Source organism: Paenibacillus sp. 8b26, from assembly GCF_050626875.1.
Taxonomy (GTDB): domain Bacteria; phylum Bacillota; class Bacilli; order Paenibacillales; family Paenibacillaceae; genus Paenibacillus.
Window position 1 is genome coordinate 3,450,971 of sequence record NZ_CP192445.1, and the last position, 16,959, is coordinate 3,467,929.

16 protein-coding genes and 1 pseudogene are annotated in these 16,959 nt (G+C 47.6%); 11 read left to right on the forward strand and 6 right to left on the reverse strand.

The window, feature by feature from the left end; all coding sequences use genetic code 11:
- Window positions 1–9 precede the first annotated feature (9 nt).
- From nikC (ACQ4MX_RS15925) to ACQ4MX_RS15975, 11 genes are all read left to right on the forward strand, one after another.
- Complete coding sequence (nikC, locus tag ACQ4MX_RS15925) at window positions 10–846, forward strand: nickel transporter permease (RefSeq protein ID WP_431085871.1); 837 nt, start codon at window positions 10–12, stop codon at window positions 844–846.
- On the forward strand, window positions 822–1,790 hold the full coding sequence (locus ACQ4MX_RS15930; RefSeq protein WP_431085873.1) for an ATP-binding cassette domain-containing protein: 969 nt from the start codon (window positions 822–824) through the stop codon (window positions 1,788–1,790). The genes nikC (ACQ4MX_RS15925) and ACQ4MX_RS15930 overlap by 25 nt, the downstream gene beginning before the upstream one ends.
- Complete coding sequence (locus ACQ4MX_RS15935) at window positions 1,787–2,563, forward strand: ABC transporter ATP-binding protein (RefSeq protein ID WP_431085875.1); 777 nt, start codon at window positions 1,787–1,789, stop codon at window positions 2,561–2,563. Before ACQ4MX_RS15930 ends, ACQ4MX_RS15935 begins: the two co-directional genes overlap by 4 nt.
- A 143-nt stretch (window positions 2,564–2,706) precedes the next feature.
- Window positions 2,707–4,332, forward strand: coding sequence for a nickel ABC transporter substrate-binding protein (nikA, locus tag ACQ4MX_RS15940; RefSeq protein ID WP_431085876.1), 1,626 nt, complete (start codon window positions 2,707–2,709; stop codon window positions 4,330–4,332).
- Window positions 4,333–4,378: 46 nt separating this feature from the next.
- Window positions 4,379–5,323 carry a nickel ABC transporter permease subunit NikB gene (gene nikB / locus ACQ4MX_RS15945; RefSeq protein ID WP_431085878.1) on the forward strand — a complete coding sequence of 315 codons (945 nt, stop codon included), beginning with the start codon at window positions 4,379–4,381 and terminating at the stop codon, window positions 5,321–5,323.
- Window positions 5,323–6,153, forward strand: coding sequence for a nickel ABC transporter permease subunit NikC (gene nikC / locus ACQ4MX_RS15950; RefSeq protein ID WP_431091352.1), 831 nt, complete (start codon window positions 5,323–5,325; stop codon window positions 6,151–6,153). Before nikB ends, nikC (ACQ4MX_RS15950) begins: the two co-directional genes overlap by 1 nt.
- A gap of 19 nt (window positions 6,154–6,172) precedes the next feature.
- Complete coding sequence (nikD, locus tag ACQ4MX_RS15955) at window positions 6,173–7,003, forward strand: nickel import ATP-binding protein NikD (RefSeq protein WP_431085881.1); 831 nt, start codon at window positions 6,173–6,175, stop codon at window positions 7,001–7,003.
- A gap of 38 nt (window positions 7,004–7,041) precedes the next feature.
- A complete protein-coding gene (nikE, locus tag ACQ4MX_RS15960; protein ID WP_431085883.1) occupies window positions 7,042–7,851 on the forward strand; it encodes a nickel import ATP-binding protein NikE in 810 nt (269 codons plus the stop codon).
- A 140-nt stretch (window positions 7,852–7,991) separates the two neighbouring features.
- A complete protein-coding gene (locus ACQ4MX_RS15965; protein WP_431085885.1) occupies window positions 7,992–8,801 on the forward strand; it encodes a transporter substrate-binding domain-containing protein in 810 nt (269 codons plus the stop codon).
- A 30-nt stretch (window positions 8,802–8,831) separates the two neighbouring features.
- The gene (locus ACQ4MX_RS15970) at window positions 8,832–9,548 is read left to right on the forward strand and encodes an amino acid ABC transporter permease (RefSeq protein ID WP_431085888.1); all 717 of its coding nucleotides are present in this window, start codon (window positions 8,832–8,834) and stop codon (window positions 9,546–9,548) included.
- Between the two features lie 4 nt (window positions 9,549–9,552).
- A complete protein-coding gene (locus ACQ4MX_RS15975; RefSeq protein ID WP_431085890.1) occupies window positions 9,553–10,320 on the forward strand; it encodes an amino acid ABC transporter ATP-binding protein in 768 nt (255 codons plus the stop codon).
- Window positions 10,321–10,805: 485 nt separating this feature from the next.
- Here ACQ4MX_RS15975 and ACQ4MX_RS15980 read toward each other — a convergent pair.
- The 6 genes and pseudogenes from ACQ4MX_RS15980 to ACQ4MX_RS16005 form a co-directional block, all read right to left on the reverse strand.
- Window positions 10,806–11,879, reverse strand: a pseudogene (locus ACQ4MX_RS15980) (recombinase family protein); the annotation flags it as partial.
- A 209-nt stretch (window positions 11,880–12,088) separates the two neighbouring features.
- Complete coding sequence (locus tag ACQ4MX_RS15985) at window positions 12,089–12,256, reverse strand: hypothetical protein (protein WP_431085892.1); 168 nt, start codon at window positions 12,254–12,256, stop codon at window positions 12,089–12,091.
- Between the two features lie 99 nt (window positions 12,257–12,355).
- A complete protein-coding gene (locus tag ACQ4MX_RS15990) occupies window positions 12,356–12,805 on the reverse strand; it encodes a JAB domain-containing protein (RefSeq protein ID WP_431085894.1) in 450 nt (149 codons plus the stop codon).
- 400 nt (window positions 12,806–13,205) lie between these two features.
- Entirely contained in the window at window positions 13,206–15,065 is a 1,860-nt protein-coding gene (locus ACQ4MX_RS15995) for a DNA primase family protein (RefSeq protein WP_431085896.1), read from the reverse strand.
- Window positions 15,066–15,076: 11 nt separating this feature from the next.
- Complete coding sequence (locus ACQ4MX_RS16000) at window positions 15,077–15,634, reverse strand: bifunctional DNA primase/polymerase (RefSeq protein ID WP_431085897.1); 558 nt, start codon at window positions 15,632–15,634, stop codon at window positions 15,077–15,079.
- 213 nt (window positions 15,635–15,847) lie between these two features.
- Window positions 15,848–16,831, reverse strand: coding sequence for a hypothetical protein (locus ACQ4MX_RS16005; protein ID WP_431085899.1), 984 nt, complete (start codon window positions 16,829–16,831; stop codon window positions 15,848–15,850).
- Between the last annotated feature and the right edge of the window lie 128 nt (window positions 16,832–16,959).

Consider the following 16,959-nt stretch of genomic DNA (forward strand, 5'->3'; position numbering starts at 1 on the left):
GAGTTGAAAATGAAAAACATGCGGCTGTCCTTCAAAGGGAGCTTACTGACAGGAGGAGTGCTGCTGGGCCTGATCGTGCTGCTCGGGGTACTGGCTCCATGGGTTGCTCCTCATGATCCTCTTGATGTGGACCTTCTGAACCGTTTGGCACCACCTAGTCGGAAATATCCATTTGGTACGGATCATCTGGGTCGGGATGTACTGTCGCGCCTGATTTACGGGATTCGGACCAGCGTACTGATTGCTTGTGCGATTACAGTGACCACCTTGTGTATCAGTTTGCCGATAGGCTTGCTCATTGGCTATGTACGCGGGCGTGTGGACCAGTTAGTCATGCGGGCCATTGACGGCGTGCTGGCTTTTCCCGATATCATTTTGACGGTGGCGATTGTGGGTATCTTGGGTCCGGGCTTTGTAAACATGACCTTAGCGATTATTGCGGTACGGTGGGCGGGATATGTTCGGTATATTCGCACCCTTGTTCAAAAAGCCTGTCAGGAGGACTATGTCCGATATGCCCGTTTATCCGGTAATTCACATGTGCGCGTGCTGAGACGTTATGTGTTGCCGCAGGTACTGCCACAGCTGCTTGTGTACGCGGTCTGGGACATTGGACGAGTCGTGCTTATGGTTGCCGGACTTTCCTTTCTTGGGCTGGGTGTACAGCCGCCTAAGCCGGAGTGGGGTGTGATGCTGCATGATGCGACGTCGTATTTTCAGGTGGCGCCGCATGTCATGATTTTCCCGGGCTTGGCGATTATGCTGTTTGTGCTTGCTTGCCAGCTTCTGGGAGACCGATTCTCGGAAAAGGGGGCGGCAGAATGGAGGATGGGACAGGACAGATGAAAGGGAATATGGCAGGGCGCAAGCCAATGTTGCACGTGGAACATCTGGAGATATGTCGCATAGGCACAGGAGCGGGTACACGTATTGACACAGCAACAGGTGCGGAAGCAGGTAGGAAACCGGGCGCGAATGGGAAAATAATGCGGATAAGCGGTAATCAGCCGCTGCTCCGAAATGTCAGCTTTTCCGTATATCCAGGGGAAATTGTGGCTCTAACCGGGCCGAGCGGATGCGGCAAGAGTCTGACCGCGCATGCGATCGCGGGCATGCTGGAGCCGGGAATCGGCGTTACGCAGGGGCATATACACTACAACGGGGAGGATATCGTCCCATTCGATGAACGGCGCTGGCAAAGGCTGCGTCGCGAGGACATTGCCCTGCTCATTCAACAATCGCTGAGCGGGTTGAATCCAATCCGTACCGTCCGCACACAACTGACGGACACGCTCAGACTGCACGGGCGGCGCTGGATGCCACCCGACCAGAAGGGGCATGCGGATGTCGCTCCCTCCCTTGCTGCACCGCAGCAAGCCCTCCCTCAGGGCTTGTTGCCCCAGGTGCGGCAGATGCTGAGCTGGATTGTGCAGATGGCCAGAGGTCGTGTTACTCAAGCGCAGGAGGCTTATCTGTGCTCTTTATTGAGGAAGGTCGGGTTTGCAGACCCCGAGCATATTTTGTCCTCATACCCTTTTGAATTAAGCGGAGGGATGTGTCAAAGGGTACTGCTGGCTGCGATGCTAAGCTCCGGTCCGCGCCTTTTTATTGCCGACGAGCCTACCACGGCGCTGGATGTTATCAACCGGGATAAGGTTCTGGCATTGTTTCAACAGTTGAGAGAGGACTTCGATCTCACCATTTTGCTAATTTCTCATGATCGTCAGGGTGTGAGCCGTGTGGCGGATCGTGTACTGGAGATGAGCCCGGAAGGAAGGATACGCGAATGATACTGGAATTAAAGCAAGTGACCAAAGCCTATCCTGTCCGCAAACGGAGAAAGGGCTGGTCCAAAACGCAGGATACCGAACAGGCTGTGAAGCAGGTGAGTCTGGAACTGCAACGTGGAGAGTGTCTGGGATTGGTCGGTGAAAGCGGAAGCGGCAAGAGTACGCTGGCAAAATGTATTCTGAGACTGGAACCGCTGACTTCGGGTGAGATTTGGCTGGATGACCAGCCGATTCACATCGGGAGGATAAAGGATATCCATCTGTACAAACGAATCCAGCTGGTCGCGCAGGACTCGTCTTCCTCGCTGCATCCCCGCATGACGATCCGAGATATTTTGGAGGAGCCGATCTGCAACTATTTTCCTGAACGAAAAGCACAAGCACTGAATATTTGCCTATCCTTGCTGGAATCGGTGGGGCTGACTGCGGACTGTCTGGAGAAATACCCATCGCAGCTAAGCGGCGGGCAAAAGCAGCGGGTGTGTATTGCCAGAGCGCTGGCAGTGGAACCGGATATCATCTTGTTCGACGAATCGGTCGCCAATCTGGATACGACAACGCAATCTTCTGTGCTGGACATGCTCAAGAGAGCGCAGGTGGAGCGCCAGCTATCCTATCTTTTTATCACCCATGATCTTCAATCCACGCGTCAGTTTTGTGATCGGATTGCCGTCATGTATCAAGGAGAGATCGTGGAAGTACTCAAGGAATGGGATGAACACCTGTTACAGCATGAGTACACGCGTACTCTGTTTCAGACGTTGGCGGATTAAACCATAAATTTAATATTATACAAATTTATAATATATTAAGAGCATTGCTTGTCGAATGTAGTTGACAAAATAGGATGTGATACCTATTCTAAATATGATTATGATAATCATTATCACGTATATAGAAAAGGGGAAACACATTGATGTCCGTTCGACACCGCAAGACTGCCACCCTTACGCTGGTAGCAATCCTTTTATTATCCGTTATTTTAGGCTGCGCGAAGCAGGATAATACGCCTGCGTCCTCCTCAACCGACGGAGCTGCCAATGAGAAGACGATCACGCTATCGTGGCCGCGCGACATTGGCACGATGAATCCTCACGTATACAATCCTTCCCAACTTTTTGCACAATCCATGATTTATGAGCCGTTAGTCAGTTACAAGCAAGGTGGCAAGCTGGAGCCTGCTTTGGCTGAATCCTGGACCATTTCCAAGGACGGCAAAACATATACGTTCAAGCTACGTAAAGGCGTGAAATTTTCAGATGGAACGCCATTTAATGCGGCTATTGTCAAAAAGAACTTTGACGCTATCATGAAAAATGAGAAAACGCACAGTTGGCTTGGGGTGGTTGGTGTTCTCGACAAAACCGAAGCCGTAGATGACAGCACCTTCCGCATGACGCTCAAAGAGTCATACTATCCGTTGCTTCAGGACTTGTCTGTCGTTCGTCCGTTCCGTTTTCTGGGGGAAGCCGGGTTTCCGGATGATGGAGATACGTCCAAAGGCATCAAGAAACCTGTAGGTACAGGGCCTTGGATGCTGGATGAATACAAGCAAGATGAATATGCAACCTTTAAGCGTAACCCGAATTATTGGGGTACTGCACCGAAAGTGGATAAAATTATCGTAAAAATCATTCCCGATGGCGAAACACGTGTAATGGCCTTTGAAAAAGGCGACTTGGATCTGATTTATGGAGAGGGTGTCATTAGTCTAGATGCTTTCAAACAGCTTCGCGACACGAATAATTATGTGACCAAGCTGTCTGAGCCTGTCGGCACAAGAAGCTTGTTGCTCAATTCGTCCAATCCCAAGCTGGCAGACCTTCGGGTACGTCTGGCGCTCCAGCATGGCTTTAACAAGCAGGCGATGGTGGAAGGCGTGACCTCGGGGCTGGAGGAAAAAGCGGATACTGTCTTATCCAAAAACTATCCGTATACAAATGTGGACTTACAGCCCGTTGACTATGATGTGGAAAAATCCAAAGCGCTGCTGGATGAGGCTGGCTGGAAGCTACCCGCAGGCGGCGCAGTACGGGAGAAGGACGGACAACAGCTGGATTTTGAGCTGATTTTTGATAAGACCGATCCGGTCCAAAAGGCGATGGCCGAAACCATTCAGGCGGAATGGGGAGAACTGGGTGTCAAGGTGAACCTGACCGGGCTGGAGCTGACAGTTCAAATCAAACGCCTTAGATCCAATCAGTTTGATCTGTACTTCTGGTACAACTATGGTGCGCCTTATGATCCGCACTCCTTTATTAATGTCATTGCCAAGAAGAGCTTCGGGATTTCCGAGGTACTGAGCGCTCTTCCGATGAAGAAGGACCTGGATCAGCAAGTACACGAAGCGCTCTCATCGACAGACGAGACCAAGCGTCAAGAGCTGTATGCTTCGATTCTGAAAACCCTTCAGGAGCAATCTGCCATTGTGCCTATTTCGTATATTAAGAAAACCGCAGTATATCAGAAAAAGATTACCGATTTTGTATTCCCGGCCAATCGGGATGAAAATCCGTTTGAGGGAATTGAAATCGGGAAGTAGTTGAAACCGAAGGGGAACGATAGTTTACAGGATAGGAGGACAACTCATGATCAGCTATATCGGGAAGCGAATGGTAGCGGTCATTCCTATTGTTCTCTTTGCCACCCTCGTTACCTTTGCGCTCATTCATATTTCACCGGTTGATCCGGCCGAGGCCTATTTGACGGCAGCTCATATCTATCCAACTCCGGAAATTTTGGAGCAGAAAAGACATGAGTTTGGGCTGGATCAGCCTTTGCTGACGCAGTATATACAGACGCTGCAAAGAATCAGTCGGCTGGACTTTGGTACTTCATATCTGACGAACAAGCCGGTGTGGGATGAGGTGAAGGTTCGGCTGCCTGCCACCGTCGAGCTGGCGCTGAGCAGTATGGTGCTATCTATCGTGGTGAGTATCCCGCTGGGCGTACTGGCGGCGATGCGTAAAAATGGCTGGATCGACATGCTTAGTCGGGGAATTTCTTATTTTGGAGCGTCTATTCCTCAATTCTGGCTGGGATATCTGTTGATCTTCTTTTTTTCCGTGAGGCTGGACTGGCTGCCTGTAGAGGGCAGGGGAACCTGGCAGCATCTGGTGCTGCCTACGTTGACCCTGTCGCTGGTTCTGATTGCTCTATATACGCGTCTGCTGCGCTCCAGTGTATTGGAGCAGCTTCAGGAAACGTATGTGCAGTATGCCAGAACCAGAGGGATTCGTGAGCGGGTGATCATGCTCAAGCATGTGCTCAAAATTGCCATTGCCCCGCTGATTACGGGTATGGGCATGAATCTGGGCAAGCTGCTGACCGGAACGATTATTGTGGAGCAGGTGTTTTCATGGCCCGGTTTTGGCCGATATTTTGTGGAAGCGATTTTTAACCGGGATATTCCCGTCATACAATGCTATGTGTTTTTGGCGGCATGCCTGTTCATCGTATGCAATTTGCTCGTTGATCTGGTGCATTTGTATATGGACCCCCGAATTTCATCGAAGGGACGAGCAGAGCAGTGATGATAAGGTTGCGTACAATGTTTAAGGGTCAAAAGGTGATCGTGGTCTGTTCTATAGTGCTAGTGGTTCTTTTTATCATTATGGCGCTGGCCCCGTGGCTGGCTCCCCATGATCCGGTTAAAGTCAATTTACTGCACAAGCTGGAAGGACCTTCAAAAGAATATTGGCTGGGAACCGATCATTTGGGTCGGTGTAATCTGTCCCGGCTGCTGTATGGAGCACGGATTTCGCTTGGCTTTGCGACATTAATTTTCCTGTCCTCGCTTAGCATTGGTGTCGTGATTGGATCGGTTGCAGGTTATTTGGGCGGCTGGGTCGATAGTGTGCTGATGCGGTTTTGCGAGGGCATTATGGCGTTTCCGAATCTGGTGCTGGTGCTGGGGATTGTCGGTATTTTTGGGCCGGGTCTCATGCAGGTACTGCTCGCCTTGATGATGGTGCAGTGGGTGTATTATGCCAGAATGTGCCGCAATATGGTCGTCAGTCTGAAAGAACGGAATTTTATAGCTGCTGCAAGGATTAGCGGGTCCTCCTCAGGGGCCATTATTCGGCGGCATATCATTCCGAATGTGCTGCGGCCGATTGTGGTCATTGGTACGCTGGAGATGGGCTGGGCGATCATGGATATTTCCGCGTTGTCATTCCTCGGTCTGGGCATCCAACCGCCGACTCCTGAATGGGGAGCGATGATTCATGAGGGAACGGGATACATCCGCAGTCATCCGGAATTAATGATCTATCCGGGCTTCATGATTCTGGTGGTGGTGATGGCCTTCAATCTATTGGGAGAAGCGCTGTCCGACCGATACGGAATTGCCAAACGTCAGTAAAACAGGAGTGAGAACAACGATGGATGACGGGGCGAAGTCGAAGGTGCTGGAGGTCAGCCGCTTGCAGGTGAAGCTCAAAACCGATGCAGGGACGGTATCTTTGCTGGAGCCGATCCATTTTGAGCTGAAGAAGGGACAGGTTCTGGGTCTTGTCGGCGAGAGTGGAAGCGGCAAAACGGTGACCTGTAACGCGCTACTCCAGTTGCTGGATCGCCAGACGATGGACGTGGATGGCAGTGTCCGCCTGAACGGGCGCGAGCTGAACGGCATGGCAGCCGAGGAGATGCGGCGTATTCGCGGCAAGGAAATCGCGTTTATTATGCAAAATCCGATGAGCGCTTTTACGCCAGTGTATACGATCGGAGCTCAGTTTATGGAAACGATCCGTACGCACACCGGATTAACCAAACGACAGGCCCGCGACCTTGCCATATCGGCTTTGGAAAACATGAATCTGCCTGATCCGACCAAGCTGATGAAGCGTTATTCGTTTCAGTTGAGCGGGGGAATGCTGCAACGGGTCATGATCGCCATTTCCATGTGTCTGCGGCCAGCAGTGGTTATTGCGGATGAACCGACGACGGCGCTCGATGTGGTCAATCAGCTACAGGTGCTTAGAGAGCTGGATCGCCTGCGTACAGAGTACGATACTTCCATTTTGCTGATCTCGCATGATCTGGGCGTCATTTCCCAAATGGCGGATGAAGTGGCTGTCATGCAGCGGGGACGTATCGTTGAGCAGGCGGAGGTTCATCAGTTGTTCGACCACCCGCAGCATGAATATACGAAAATGCTGCTGCATGCCAGACCCAAGTTGTCCCTTCGGGGCATAAATCAGGCAGGCGGTTAGTCGCCTGTTGGACGGTTACACTTTCAAAAGGGGAGCGAATGCGCATGCTACAAGTGAAGGAAGTAACTCATAGCTATGGAAGGCGCAAATGGCTGGGTCGCTCCGAACCACGCCCCCCTGTGCTGGCGGACGTGTCGCTTACCATAGAGAGTGGATTTTGCCTGGGGTTGCTTGGAACCAGCGGAGCGGGAAAAAGCACGCTGGGCAAGGTCATTCTGGGGCTGGAGAAGCCGCAGGAGGGTCAGGTGCTGTTCCGGGGGCAGGACATTTATAATGGAAGCCAACAAGTTCGCAGGGGACTGCGACGGGATATGCAGGTCGTATTTCAGGACTGCTATTCGGCCGTAAATCCCCGGATGACCGCCGGGCAGATTATCGGAGAGCCTCTGGACAATTACGAACGGTTATCGGTGCAGGAGCAAAAGAGAACGGTCGAAAACCTGCTGGAACGGGTCGGCCTCAAGCCAGAGGATCGGAATAAATATCCGCATCAATTCAGCGGCGGACAATTACAGCGGATCAACATTGCACGGGCGATTGCGCTCAAACCGAAGCTCATCGTTCTGGATGAGTCCGTCAGCAGCCTGGATATGGTTCACCAGATGCACATTTTATCCCTGCTGGGAGAGCTGAAATCTTCGTTTGGATTGTCGTATCTGTTCATCACGCATGATATTCGGGCGGCTTATGCTGTCTGTGATGGGATTGCTGTGATGGAGCAGGGAAGATTGATCGAGCGCTGTGACGAGAAGGATCGGATTTTTGAATCCACTCATCCGGCTGTGCAACGGCTGATCTCGTCCATTTTGCCTGAACATCCAGCAGACCGTCTTCCGCTTCATGGATGACAGCGGACCCGCAAGGGTCCTTTTTTGTGTGCAACATATGGATAAGTAATTGAAATTAAATTTAGCTGTTGTATTATTTGAATAACCCGTTATAATATAAAATCATACTAAATTACTTGGATTAAGAAGGGATATCACATATGAAGAAATCTGCTCTTGTTGCAGTGATTGGCCTATCTCTCGTGTTATTGACGGGAGCCTTGAGCGGGTGTTCCTCAAAGGAAGCAGCATCGGGGGATAAGGTGATTTATGTGGGCACACAAAATGACTACCCGCCGTTCGCTTTTACGAATGATAAAAATGAGCTGACCGGGTACGATGTGGAAGTGGTCAAGGAGATTGACAAGAAGCTGAACGGCTATAAGTTTGAGTTTGTGCCTTCCGGCTGGGACGGAATTTTCCTGGCGCTGGAATCGAACAAAATTCAAGTCGTAGCGGATGAAGTCGCCAAAAATCCCGAGCGTGAGCAAAAATATTTGTTCTCGGATGAATCCTACTTCCAGGCACAATCTGTTATTGTCGTGAAAAAAGGCAGAACGGACATCCACTCTCTCAAGGATTTGGAAGGCAAGAAGGTAGCTGCCTCCGTAGGGGATTCCTACACTCAATTGCTGGAGCAGTATAATGCGAAGAACGGCAACAAAATTATTCTGAAATACAATGACACGGGCACTTCATCTGACAACCTTCAGGACGTGCAAAATGGCCGGGTGGATGCTTATGTGAATGATCCGGTTATGGCGGCAGCAACGATCAAGAAGGAAGGCTTGCAGGTGGAAGCTGTGGGCGATCCGGTGCAAAGTGACAACATTAACCTGGTATTCAAAAAGGATAAGCAGGGCGAAGAGCTGAAAGCCAAAATCGACCCGATCATTAAGGAACTAAAAGCGGACGGAACGCTGAAAAAGCTGTCTGAACAGTGGACGGGCGGGGAATATATCCCGCAGTAACAACAATGCAAAGGGTAAAGTGGGGTTCATATGGAAAAACTGTTTGACCTTGATTATATGCTGAAAAGCCTTCCCCGGATCGTGGAGTATCTCCCCGTTACGATATGGATAGCATTTTTGTCCATGCTGCTGGGTTCGATCATCGGGTTGGGGACGGCCTTAATTCGGATATACAAGGTGCCTGTATTGGCGCAATTGTCTACGTTGTATGTCTCGTACATTCGGGGAACGCCGCTCATCGTGCAGTTATTTCTCGTATATTATGGAATACCCAAGTTTTTATATTATTTTCAGAGCGAATATGGTTTCTTACAGCAATTAAATATCTACGTGATTCCACCCGAGGTTTTCGCATTGTTGTCATTTTCACTAAATCTCGGGGGTTATCTGTCGGAGACGTTCCGAGCGGCGATTAATTCGGTGGATCGGGGGCAATTTGAGGCTGCCAATTCCATTGGTATGAGCCAAACACAGATTATGCTTAAAATTGTGCTGCCGCAGGCGTTGACGGTGGCTTTGCCCAATTTGGGGAACACGCTGATCAGTACGGTGAAGGACACGTCTTTTATCTTTATGATTGGTGTTGTCGATATGATGGGACAGGCCAAAATTATGGGCGCACGTGCGCTGGCCTTTTTTGAGGTATACGTTGCGGTGTCCCTGATCTACTGGCTGGTGTGCATCATTATTGAGCGTGGGCTTGTCGTGCTGGAGAAGCGTATTCGAATTTACGAAAGAAGTGAGTAAGGACATGATTCAACTTCATCAAATTCATAAGCATTTTGGACAGCATCATGTGTTGAAGGGTATAGACCTGACCGTAGGCAAGGGAGAAGTCGTGGTTATTCTGGGGCCAAGCGGATCGGGCAAGTCCACATTGCTGCGCAGCATCAACTTTTTGGAGCAGCCGACCAGTGGTGTCATTGAGATCGACGGTGTGAAGGTGGATGCAGCCAAGGCGGGGAAAAAGGACATTCTCGGACTGCGTACGGCAACGGCGATGGTATTCCAGCAATATCAACTGTTCAAAAACTTGAATGCTCTCCACAATGTCATGATTGGCCTGACCAGTGTCAAAAAGCTGGATCGCAAGCAGGCGAGGGAGATCAGTGAAGGCATTTTGGAAAAGGTCGGGTTGAAGGATCGCATGACCTACTACCCTGCCCAGCTTTCGGGTGGACAGCAGCAACGTGTGGCGATTGCCCGCGCCTTGGCGCTGAATCCGCAGGTGCTGCTGTTCGACGAACCTACGTCCTCACTCGACCCCGAGCTGGTGGATGAAGTGCTGTCGGTCATCCAAAAGGTAGCGAGTGAAGGCAATACGATGATTATCGTCACGCATGAGCTTGGCTTTGCGAGGGATGTCGCGGATCGGGTCGTGCTAATGGAGCATGGCGTGATCGTGGAGCAAGGGCCGGTGGAGCAGTTTTTCACCAATCCGAAGGAAGAACGGACACGGCAGTTTCTGGGCAAAGCGTTGGTACAGAGAGCGCCGCAGGAGCAACCGGCATCTTCGTAAAATACGCGGAACGGGGTACAACAAGGTTCGCCTCCATCGATCAAATCCACAACTTGTAGCTTAAAGATGACTTCTACGTGTTCCTTGTAGACGATCACCTTTTCTACATAGCTGCCGATGAACTTCTTGATCTCAGGAAGATTCCGGCTGGTGATGTGGTCCTGAAAGCCAGAAAGCAGTTGTCGCAGAGCATCCTCTGTGATGGCTGCTTTTTCTTTTACCTGCTGAGCCTCAAGCAGTTTCGTTTCTAGCTCAATCTTTTGCTGTTCCAGTGAGGACAACTTTTCGAGAATGGTAGGATTGTTCAGACCGCTAGCCACCGCATTTACAATGTTATCAATCTGGCGCTCTACACCTTCCAGACTCTTGTTTAGGCGTTGTTGATCGGCTTTCACATGAGTTTCTTTGGACTTCTGGTACTCATTAAGCTGTTTAGCCAGAAGAGGGATAGCTTCATCGTTAAAAATCTTCTCTTGGAGTTGGGCTAGTACATAGGCTTCAATGTACTCCCGGCGTAATTCGGGATTCTTGCATGCCTTTGTTCGGTCACGGTTGCCGCAACGGTAGGTAACATATTTCAGTTTGCTTCTACCACTGTATTTGGTATTGCCCATCATGGCATACTGAATACCTACGTTTTTCAAACATTCCCCGCAAACAATGAGTCCGCTAAGCAGGTACATTTCTTTTGCCTTGTAAGCGCCAGGTTGGCGCTTGTTTTGATTCATCTTATCCTGTGCCTTCTGAAAATCTTCCTTGGTTACAAGTTGTGGCATACCACCTTCGACACGAATCACATCTTCACTATTTTTATGCCGATTGCCGTTTCGTTTACCAGCCGCATCCTTGCTGTCGGTGAGGTTGAAAATGTAGGTGCCTGTGTACTTTTCGTTACGAAGAATCGTACCCAAGGTGCCTTTGCTGATGGGTTTACCGTAACGGGATTTGTAACTTTGCTCCGTCAGTTCCCGAATGATCTGATTGTACCCGTGACCAGCGAGGAACATAGAAAAAACAGTTTCGACGATGCCGCGTTCCTCTTCATTAATGATGTACTTTTTTGTTACAGGATCTACAGCATAGCCGATGGGAGGTAAGCCGCCTGTATGTTTACATTGGTATGCTGTTTCTTTCATTCCCTTCATGACCTCACGGGCCAAGTTTTTGGAATAGTACTCAGCCATACCTTCCAGCAAAGTTTCCATAATGATACTTTCTGGAGAGCCATCTAGGTTTTCGGTGACGCTGTACAGTTTAATACCGTTCAATTTCAGTTTGCGTTTGTATTTAGCACTGTCGTATTTATCCCGGCTAAAACGATCCAGCTTATGAACGATGAGCACATCAAAAAGGCCTTTTTCACTATCGACAATCATTTGCTGGAACTGTGGGCGTTTGTCTGTGGTGGCGCTTTTGGCGCGGTCGATATAGATTTTAACGAGTTCAAAGCCTTTTTGTTTGCAGTAGGCTTCAATGGCTCGAACCTGAGCGTCGATGGATTCATCCCGTTGGTTGTCACTGGAAAAGCGAGCGTAAGCTGCGGCGCGTTGAATAGTCATTAGTATAGTTACCCCTTTCGATGAAGGCGAATGATGATGGTGATGAATTTTTAAAAGAAGGTGAATCTGAGGGAAAGAGTAGCCCCTCTGTAAAAGGAGAGGCCACAGATTGGTATAATACAAAAAGGCGTTAAAGTATTAAAGTGTATGAATGTGTTCGTGTTCTGAAAATCTACCGCTTAGGTATCATCAGGAACGTAACTGTGAGCCTATCGTTTTCGCTTCAAAATGGTATCCAGCATTTCAACGGCAGGTTGGTAGTATGAAGTAGTCGTTTCCCGTACCTGATCGGAAGTAAGCCAGGAAGAAGCATCGGGATCAGTGCAAAATTGTTTGAGCTTGCGTCTGGAAATACGAGTCGAGTAATGCATTGGCATGAGAGCAAAAACCCCTTACTTATCTTTTTTTAGATTGGGCGATGATCTCGAATGCCAACTGAGCAGCAGCGACGATCAACGTGAGTATGGCTTGATTCATTACATGAGCCCCCTTTGCTTGAGGCTGACAAACGAGTCATCGCCCAAAATGATGTGATCCAGCAGTTCAATACCTAAAATAGCACCGCTTTGTTGAAGCCGCTTGGTCATGTCCAGATCTTCCGTAGAAGGATCTGGCTTGCCAGAAGGATGATTATGACAAGCTATGATGGACGCAGCGTTGGATAGCACCGCTAGTTTAAACGTCTCCCTCGGGTGTAACAAGGACGAGCTGAGTGTACCCAGTGAAACCAACTGTAAGGCCATGGGCTGGTTCTTGGTGTTCAGGGTTAGGACACAAAAGGCCTCCCGGTCATAGTCCCCGATGAACTCCCGGAAAAGGCAAACGGTATCCTCGGGCCTGTGAACCACCCGATCTGCAAAGAGCAGGGATTTCTCTCGAATGGTGTGCAGGTGCAGCACCTGTACACGTTTAGCGGTTTGTTTCATGGTGTTCCTCCTTTAAACAGGTTGTGATGTAGTCTTGTGATCAGGACTACAAAGATATAATGTCTGTTTGAAAGAGGAGTTGAAACGGATTACCTGTTTAGGTGGTGGCGCTGGAGCGACCCGAAAGTGACGTTTGTGAAAGCCTGTGCCACTAGCTTCTTTCTTTGCAGGGCATGGCTTTTTTAGGTGTCGTGGCGTTTGTGACCCTTTTTGTGGGAAACTACTCTTTTTATTTTTAGATATTGAAGGATTAAAAAATTTGTCAGGGGAGGGAAAAAGAAGCCACAAGCGCCCCGCTTTCTCCAAATCCCTTACCAGGCAAGGAATTGAGATGTGGCGTACCTTCGATGTATCTGTCACAACCTCGCCCCTGACTGCCCCCAATGCCTCTTGCTACCGTTTAATCCAGATCTTCAATGTTATCAACGACTTGGATCTGAGTGCTATTCATCCAAGAAGGCTTAGGGGCGGTTTTCAGGCAAATGCCTCTGATTAAGCGTTCCCCGCCAGACTTATCCGGTTCAAATACAATTCCTTGCTCCTTCAAAACTTCTTTCACTTTACCCGTCAGTTGCTGATTACTGATGTTGGACAGACCGTTATGGCCTTCACGCTGACACCAGCTAAAAAAACTAGCTTTTAAATCCTTGTTAAGCAGCTTACTCTCAGGTTTGGCTTCAATCATATCCTCAACAAACACTTGAATTGGATTAATCATTTGGCTGTACTGGTTAGCCAGTTGTTGTACTTTTTTCGACTTTGTAAAAAGGTATGAATTTTTACGTAAACGCTTCAATCCTTCTAACGCAAAGTTCAAAATACCTGAGCCTTCCTTCATCAGTTTTACTTTCAAATCCGGATCTTTCTGAGCGTCCGTATACGTTTTTTCAAAGGGAACCATGGTCATTTTACGGATTAGTCCGTAGCTTTTGTCCTTGGAGTAGGGCAGGTTGTTCGTTGCGAAAATAAGCTTACAAAATAGTTCCTGCATGTACCCTTGTTTAAATTTTTCTTCAATACGAACAGGATCACCGGAAGCAATGGCCTTTAGGTAGCTTGTTTCAATCCCTTTACTGCCAACTTCATTTTCCGTCGTAATATTGACCAGTTTGTTGATCATCTCGGAACGGGCAAAAGGTTTTTCTAGGTCATTTAAAGAGAGAGCCGATGTATTACGTTCTCCAATCAGGCTTTTTAGCACATGAACGAGCACGGACTTCCCGTTAGACCCTTTTCCGTAAAAAAGAAAGACTTGTTCAGCTTGGGTGGATGTGGTAAGACAGTAGCCAAAAATTTCTGCAATGAGGTCAATACGTTCCTGGTCGTGATCAAAAATGTCCTTCAAAAAGGCTTCAAAATTCGGACAGGGAGCTTCAGGTTCATAGTCAATGGGAACCTGTACACTGGAATAGAACGTAGGATCATGCTCCTCTAACTTGAAGTTACGTAGGTCAAGCATCCCGTTTCTCAGGTTAATATAATCGCGCTCGCTGTCCATTGAATGTTCCAGTGTGCAATCACGTGTCAAGGCAGTCATGTACTCCGCTTCGATTTTAGAACGCCAGAAATGAGGAGCCCAAGTATGAAGAATGTTTCGTACATTGGTTTTGAGCACATCAAGAAGTTGATCCTCCCACACACCAGCTTTGTAAACATAGTAGCGTTGCTCAGGGGCCACAAAAATAGTGTTGAGGTAATGATGAAGAATGAATTCTGCAAATTTGTTAGAGTTTAAGCGTTTCGGCTGATTGGTGTTATCTAAGGTAAACCCGGCGTCTTTCAAACCTAGATTCTGTGTAGACTTTAGCTTGGCTGTTACGGACGTAAAGGGGTTAGGGGTTTTAGTTTTGGGTTGGCTTAACATTTTAGCAGGACTATTCACGATGATTCCCTCCTCATTTTTATGTACACGGTGTTGAAAGCAAGTGGCAATCTGTTGTTCATTACAGCCAAACGTGCGGCAGCGCGTAGGCGGCTTCTTGTTCTGCTGTAATTGACGAATGCGATTCTGACTATGTGTGTCGTGTTTATCGGAAAACGCCGAAAACTCCAAGGCTAATTCCTCTGGGAGTAACTGTACCCACTTAAACCAGGTTTCTTCATCCAGGCCATGTTGTTGCTGGGAAGCGTAGTCCTGGGCAAAACGGGGGCAGCGAGCATGTAATGTTTTCAAGTTGCCAACTACAGTTGTAACCGCGCTTTTGTTGGTTGGCACCCGAGTAGAATGCTGAAAAATCCAAGAGGGCGCTTCTGCCAGCACTGCACTGGCCTTTAGGGTTCGATGATCCATTGGTATTGACCTCCGTTTGTATGAATGGACGGGGGAAGAACGGTTTGACGTCCACTTCCCAATACGTTTACTTCGCAATGTGACTCCGTCGGGTGTCGCTTTACCCAACTAGTGAACGACGATCCTTCAGGGATTCTGTACAAGTACCTCATTCCTCCGCCTGGAGTACTGAATTGCCATGTAGAGGGTACATCCCCTTGGGAAAGGCGCTCTAGGATGTCAAAACCCTTTTCTCCATCCACGTCAATGCCGAGGATGCCACTGTCTCCACCTAGCACCAATCCGATGTTACATGACTTATATTTGGATAGCCAACAGTCAATTTTGGCTTTGGATGGTGGTACAGCCTCTTGCCATCCCTTGAAAAAAGGGGCTTTTCCAGGGTGACTGCACGTTACTTTATGTCTTTCAGACATTCCTTCGTGATCGTGAGGGCAAAGCGGAATGACAGGCAAGCCCATGTCAGCGTATTTGTAAAAGTAGTGTCGTAGTGCTTCGGTGCGATCTGTAGTGTCTTTGTGTCGGTCTGTATTGTTCATGTTGTTTCCTCCCGTTTATGTCCTCTTGCTTCTCTTTCTATTTTTAGAATATGACAAGATTAAAGCGCAAAATAGGGAGAAAATTTTTATTTTTCTAAACCCCTTGATATATTCATTTATTTGTGGTATTAAATGATTTTTAATTTGGTTAAAATACTGGTTTAACGAATCTTGTAAACAAAAAAAAGGCGGAGTTCCTCCCGCCTTTTCCTACTACCTTAATTTATCTTGATATGTACTTAATTTATATCTTTCAGGCTTGAACTTGTACTCATTAGAATTCATATTGGTTTTATTATTTACAGGTCTTGAATTGATGAATTCATCTATTTCCTGAATTTGTTTTTCAGACCATTTTAATTGATGTTTTCTTTCTTCTTTTTCCTCTCTGTACTGTTCGCGGGCCTGCTCTAAGATATCTTCAATGGAAGAAAGTGATTTATCCCAATCTTCTATTTCCTTTTCAGAGATAGCATTAATTTCAGAACTTCTGATGTCGTCGGCTATGTTTACGATCGAATTGAAATCATGATTAATCTTAACAATCAAGTCTTTATAAAAACGAAGTAGCTCTACTTTATCGGCATCATTCAAAGAATAGTTTTTTAATATTGGAAAGAGCCTGTCAATCTTTTCCGTCACAAATGGAACCAGTTCCTGCTCGATCATTTTTGTGGCTTGCGTTAGATGAACTCTAGTTAGATTATACATTTTCTCCACATAATGATTATATTGAAGAGGAGTAGTTCCGTCTTTCAGAATGAGTGCCACCAAATCTACAATTGTTTTCAATTCAGAAAGATCAAACTTTTTAGATTCGGTTTTGTACCTCTCGCGCAGGAAATTAATTTCCTCGTTTGTCAGTTGTTTTTCTAAATCAAAGCTCTTTAAATCTGAATAGAATTTCCTAAAGGCTTGGATAGTCTTTCCTGATCGGAAGGATAATAGCATTTTAATACTTTCTTTTTGGGACTTAGGCAAGGAGTATTCGTTCCTATCTGGATGTTTAAAGATTTCGGTATCTACCCCTAAAATCCTCAAAATAAGTAAAAAATCATTTCTTTGTGCTTTAATGAAGTCCTTCTTTTTTTCCTCAAAGTCATAATCGTCCAAATTCTTATACCTCTCTTCTTTACCAGACTCCTGAAACAACTCTTCTCCAATTTTTGAAAATGGAATTTTAATGATTGTATCCATGTCATCGCCACCTAATAGTTTTCCTCATTTTATGATGAAAACTTAGTGGGAGGCAATCTTTACCTATCAGGACGGTGATACAAAGGGGAAGACGAGTATTCTAACTCGTCTCCTTGTGTAATCTGATC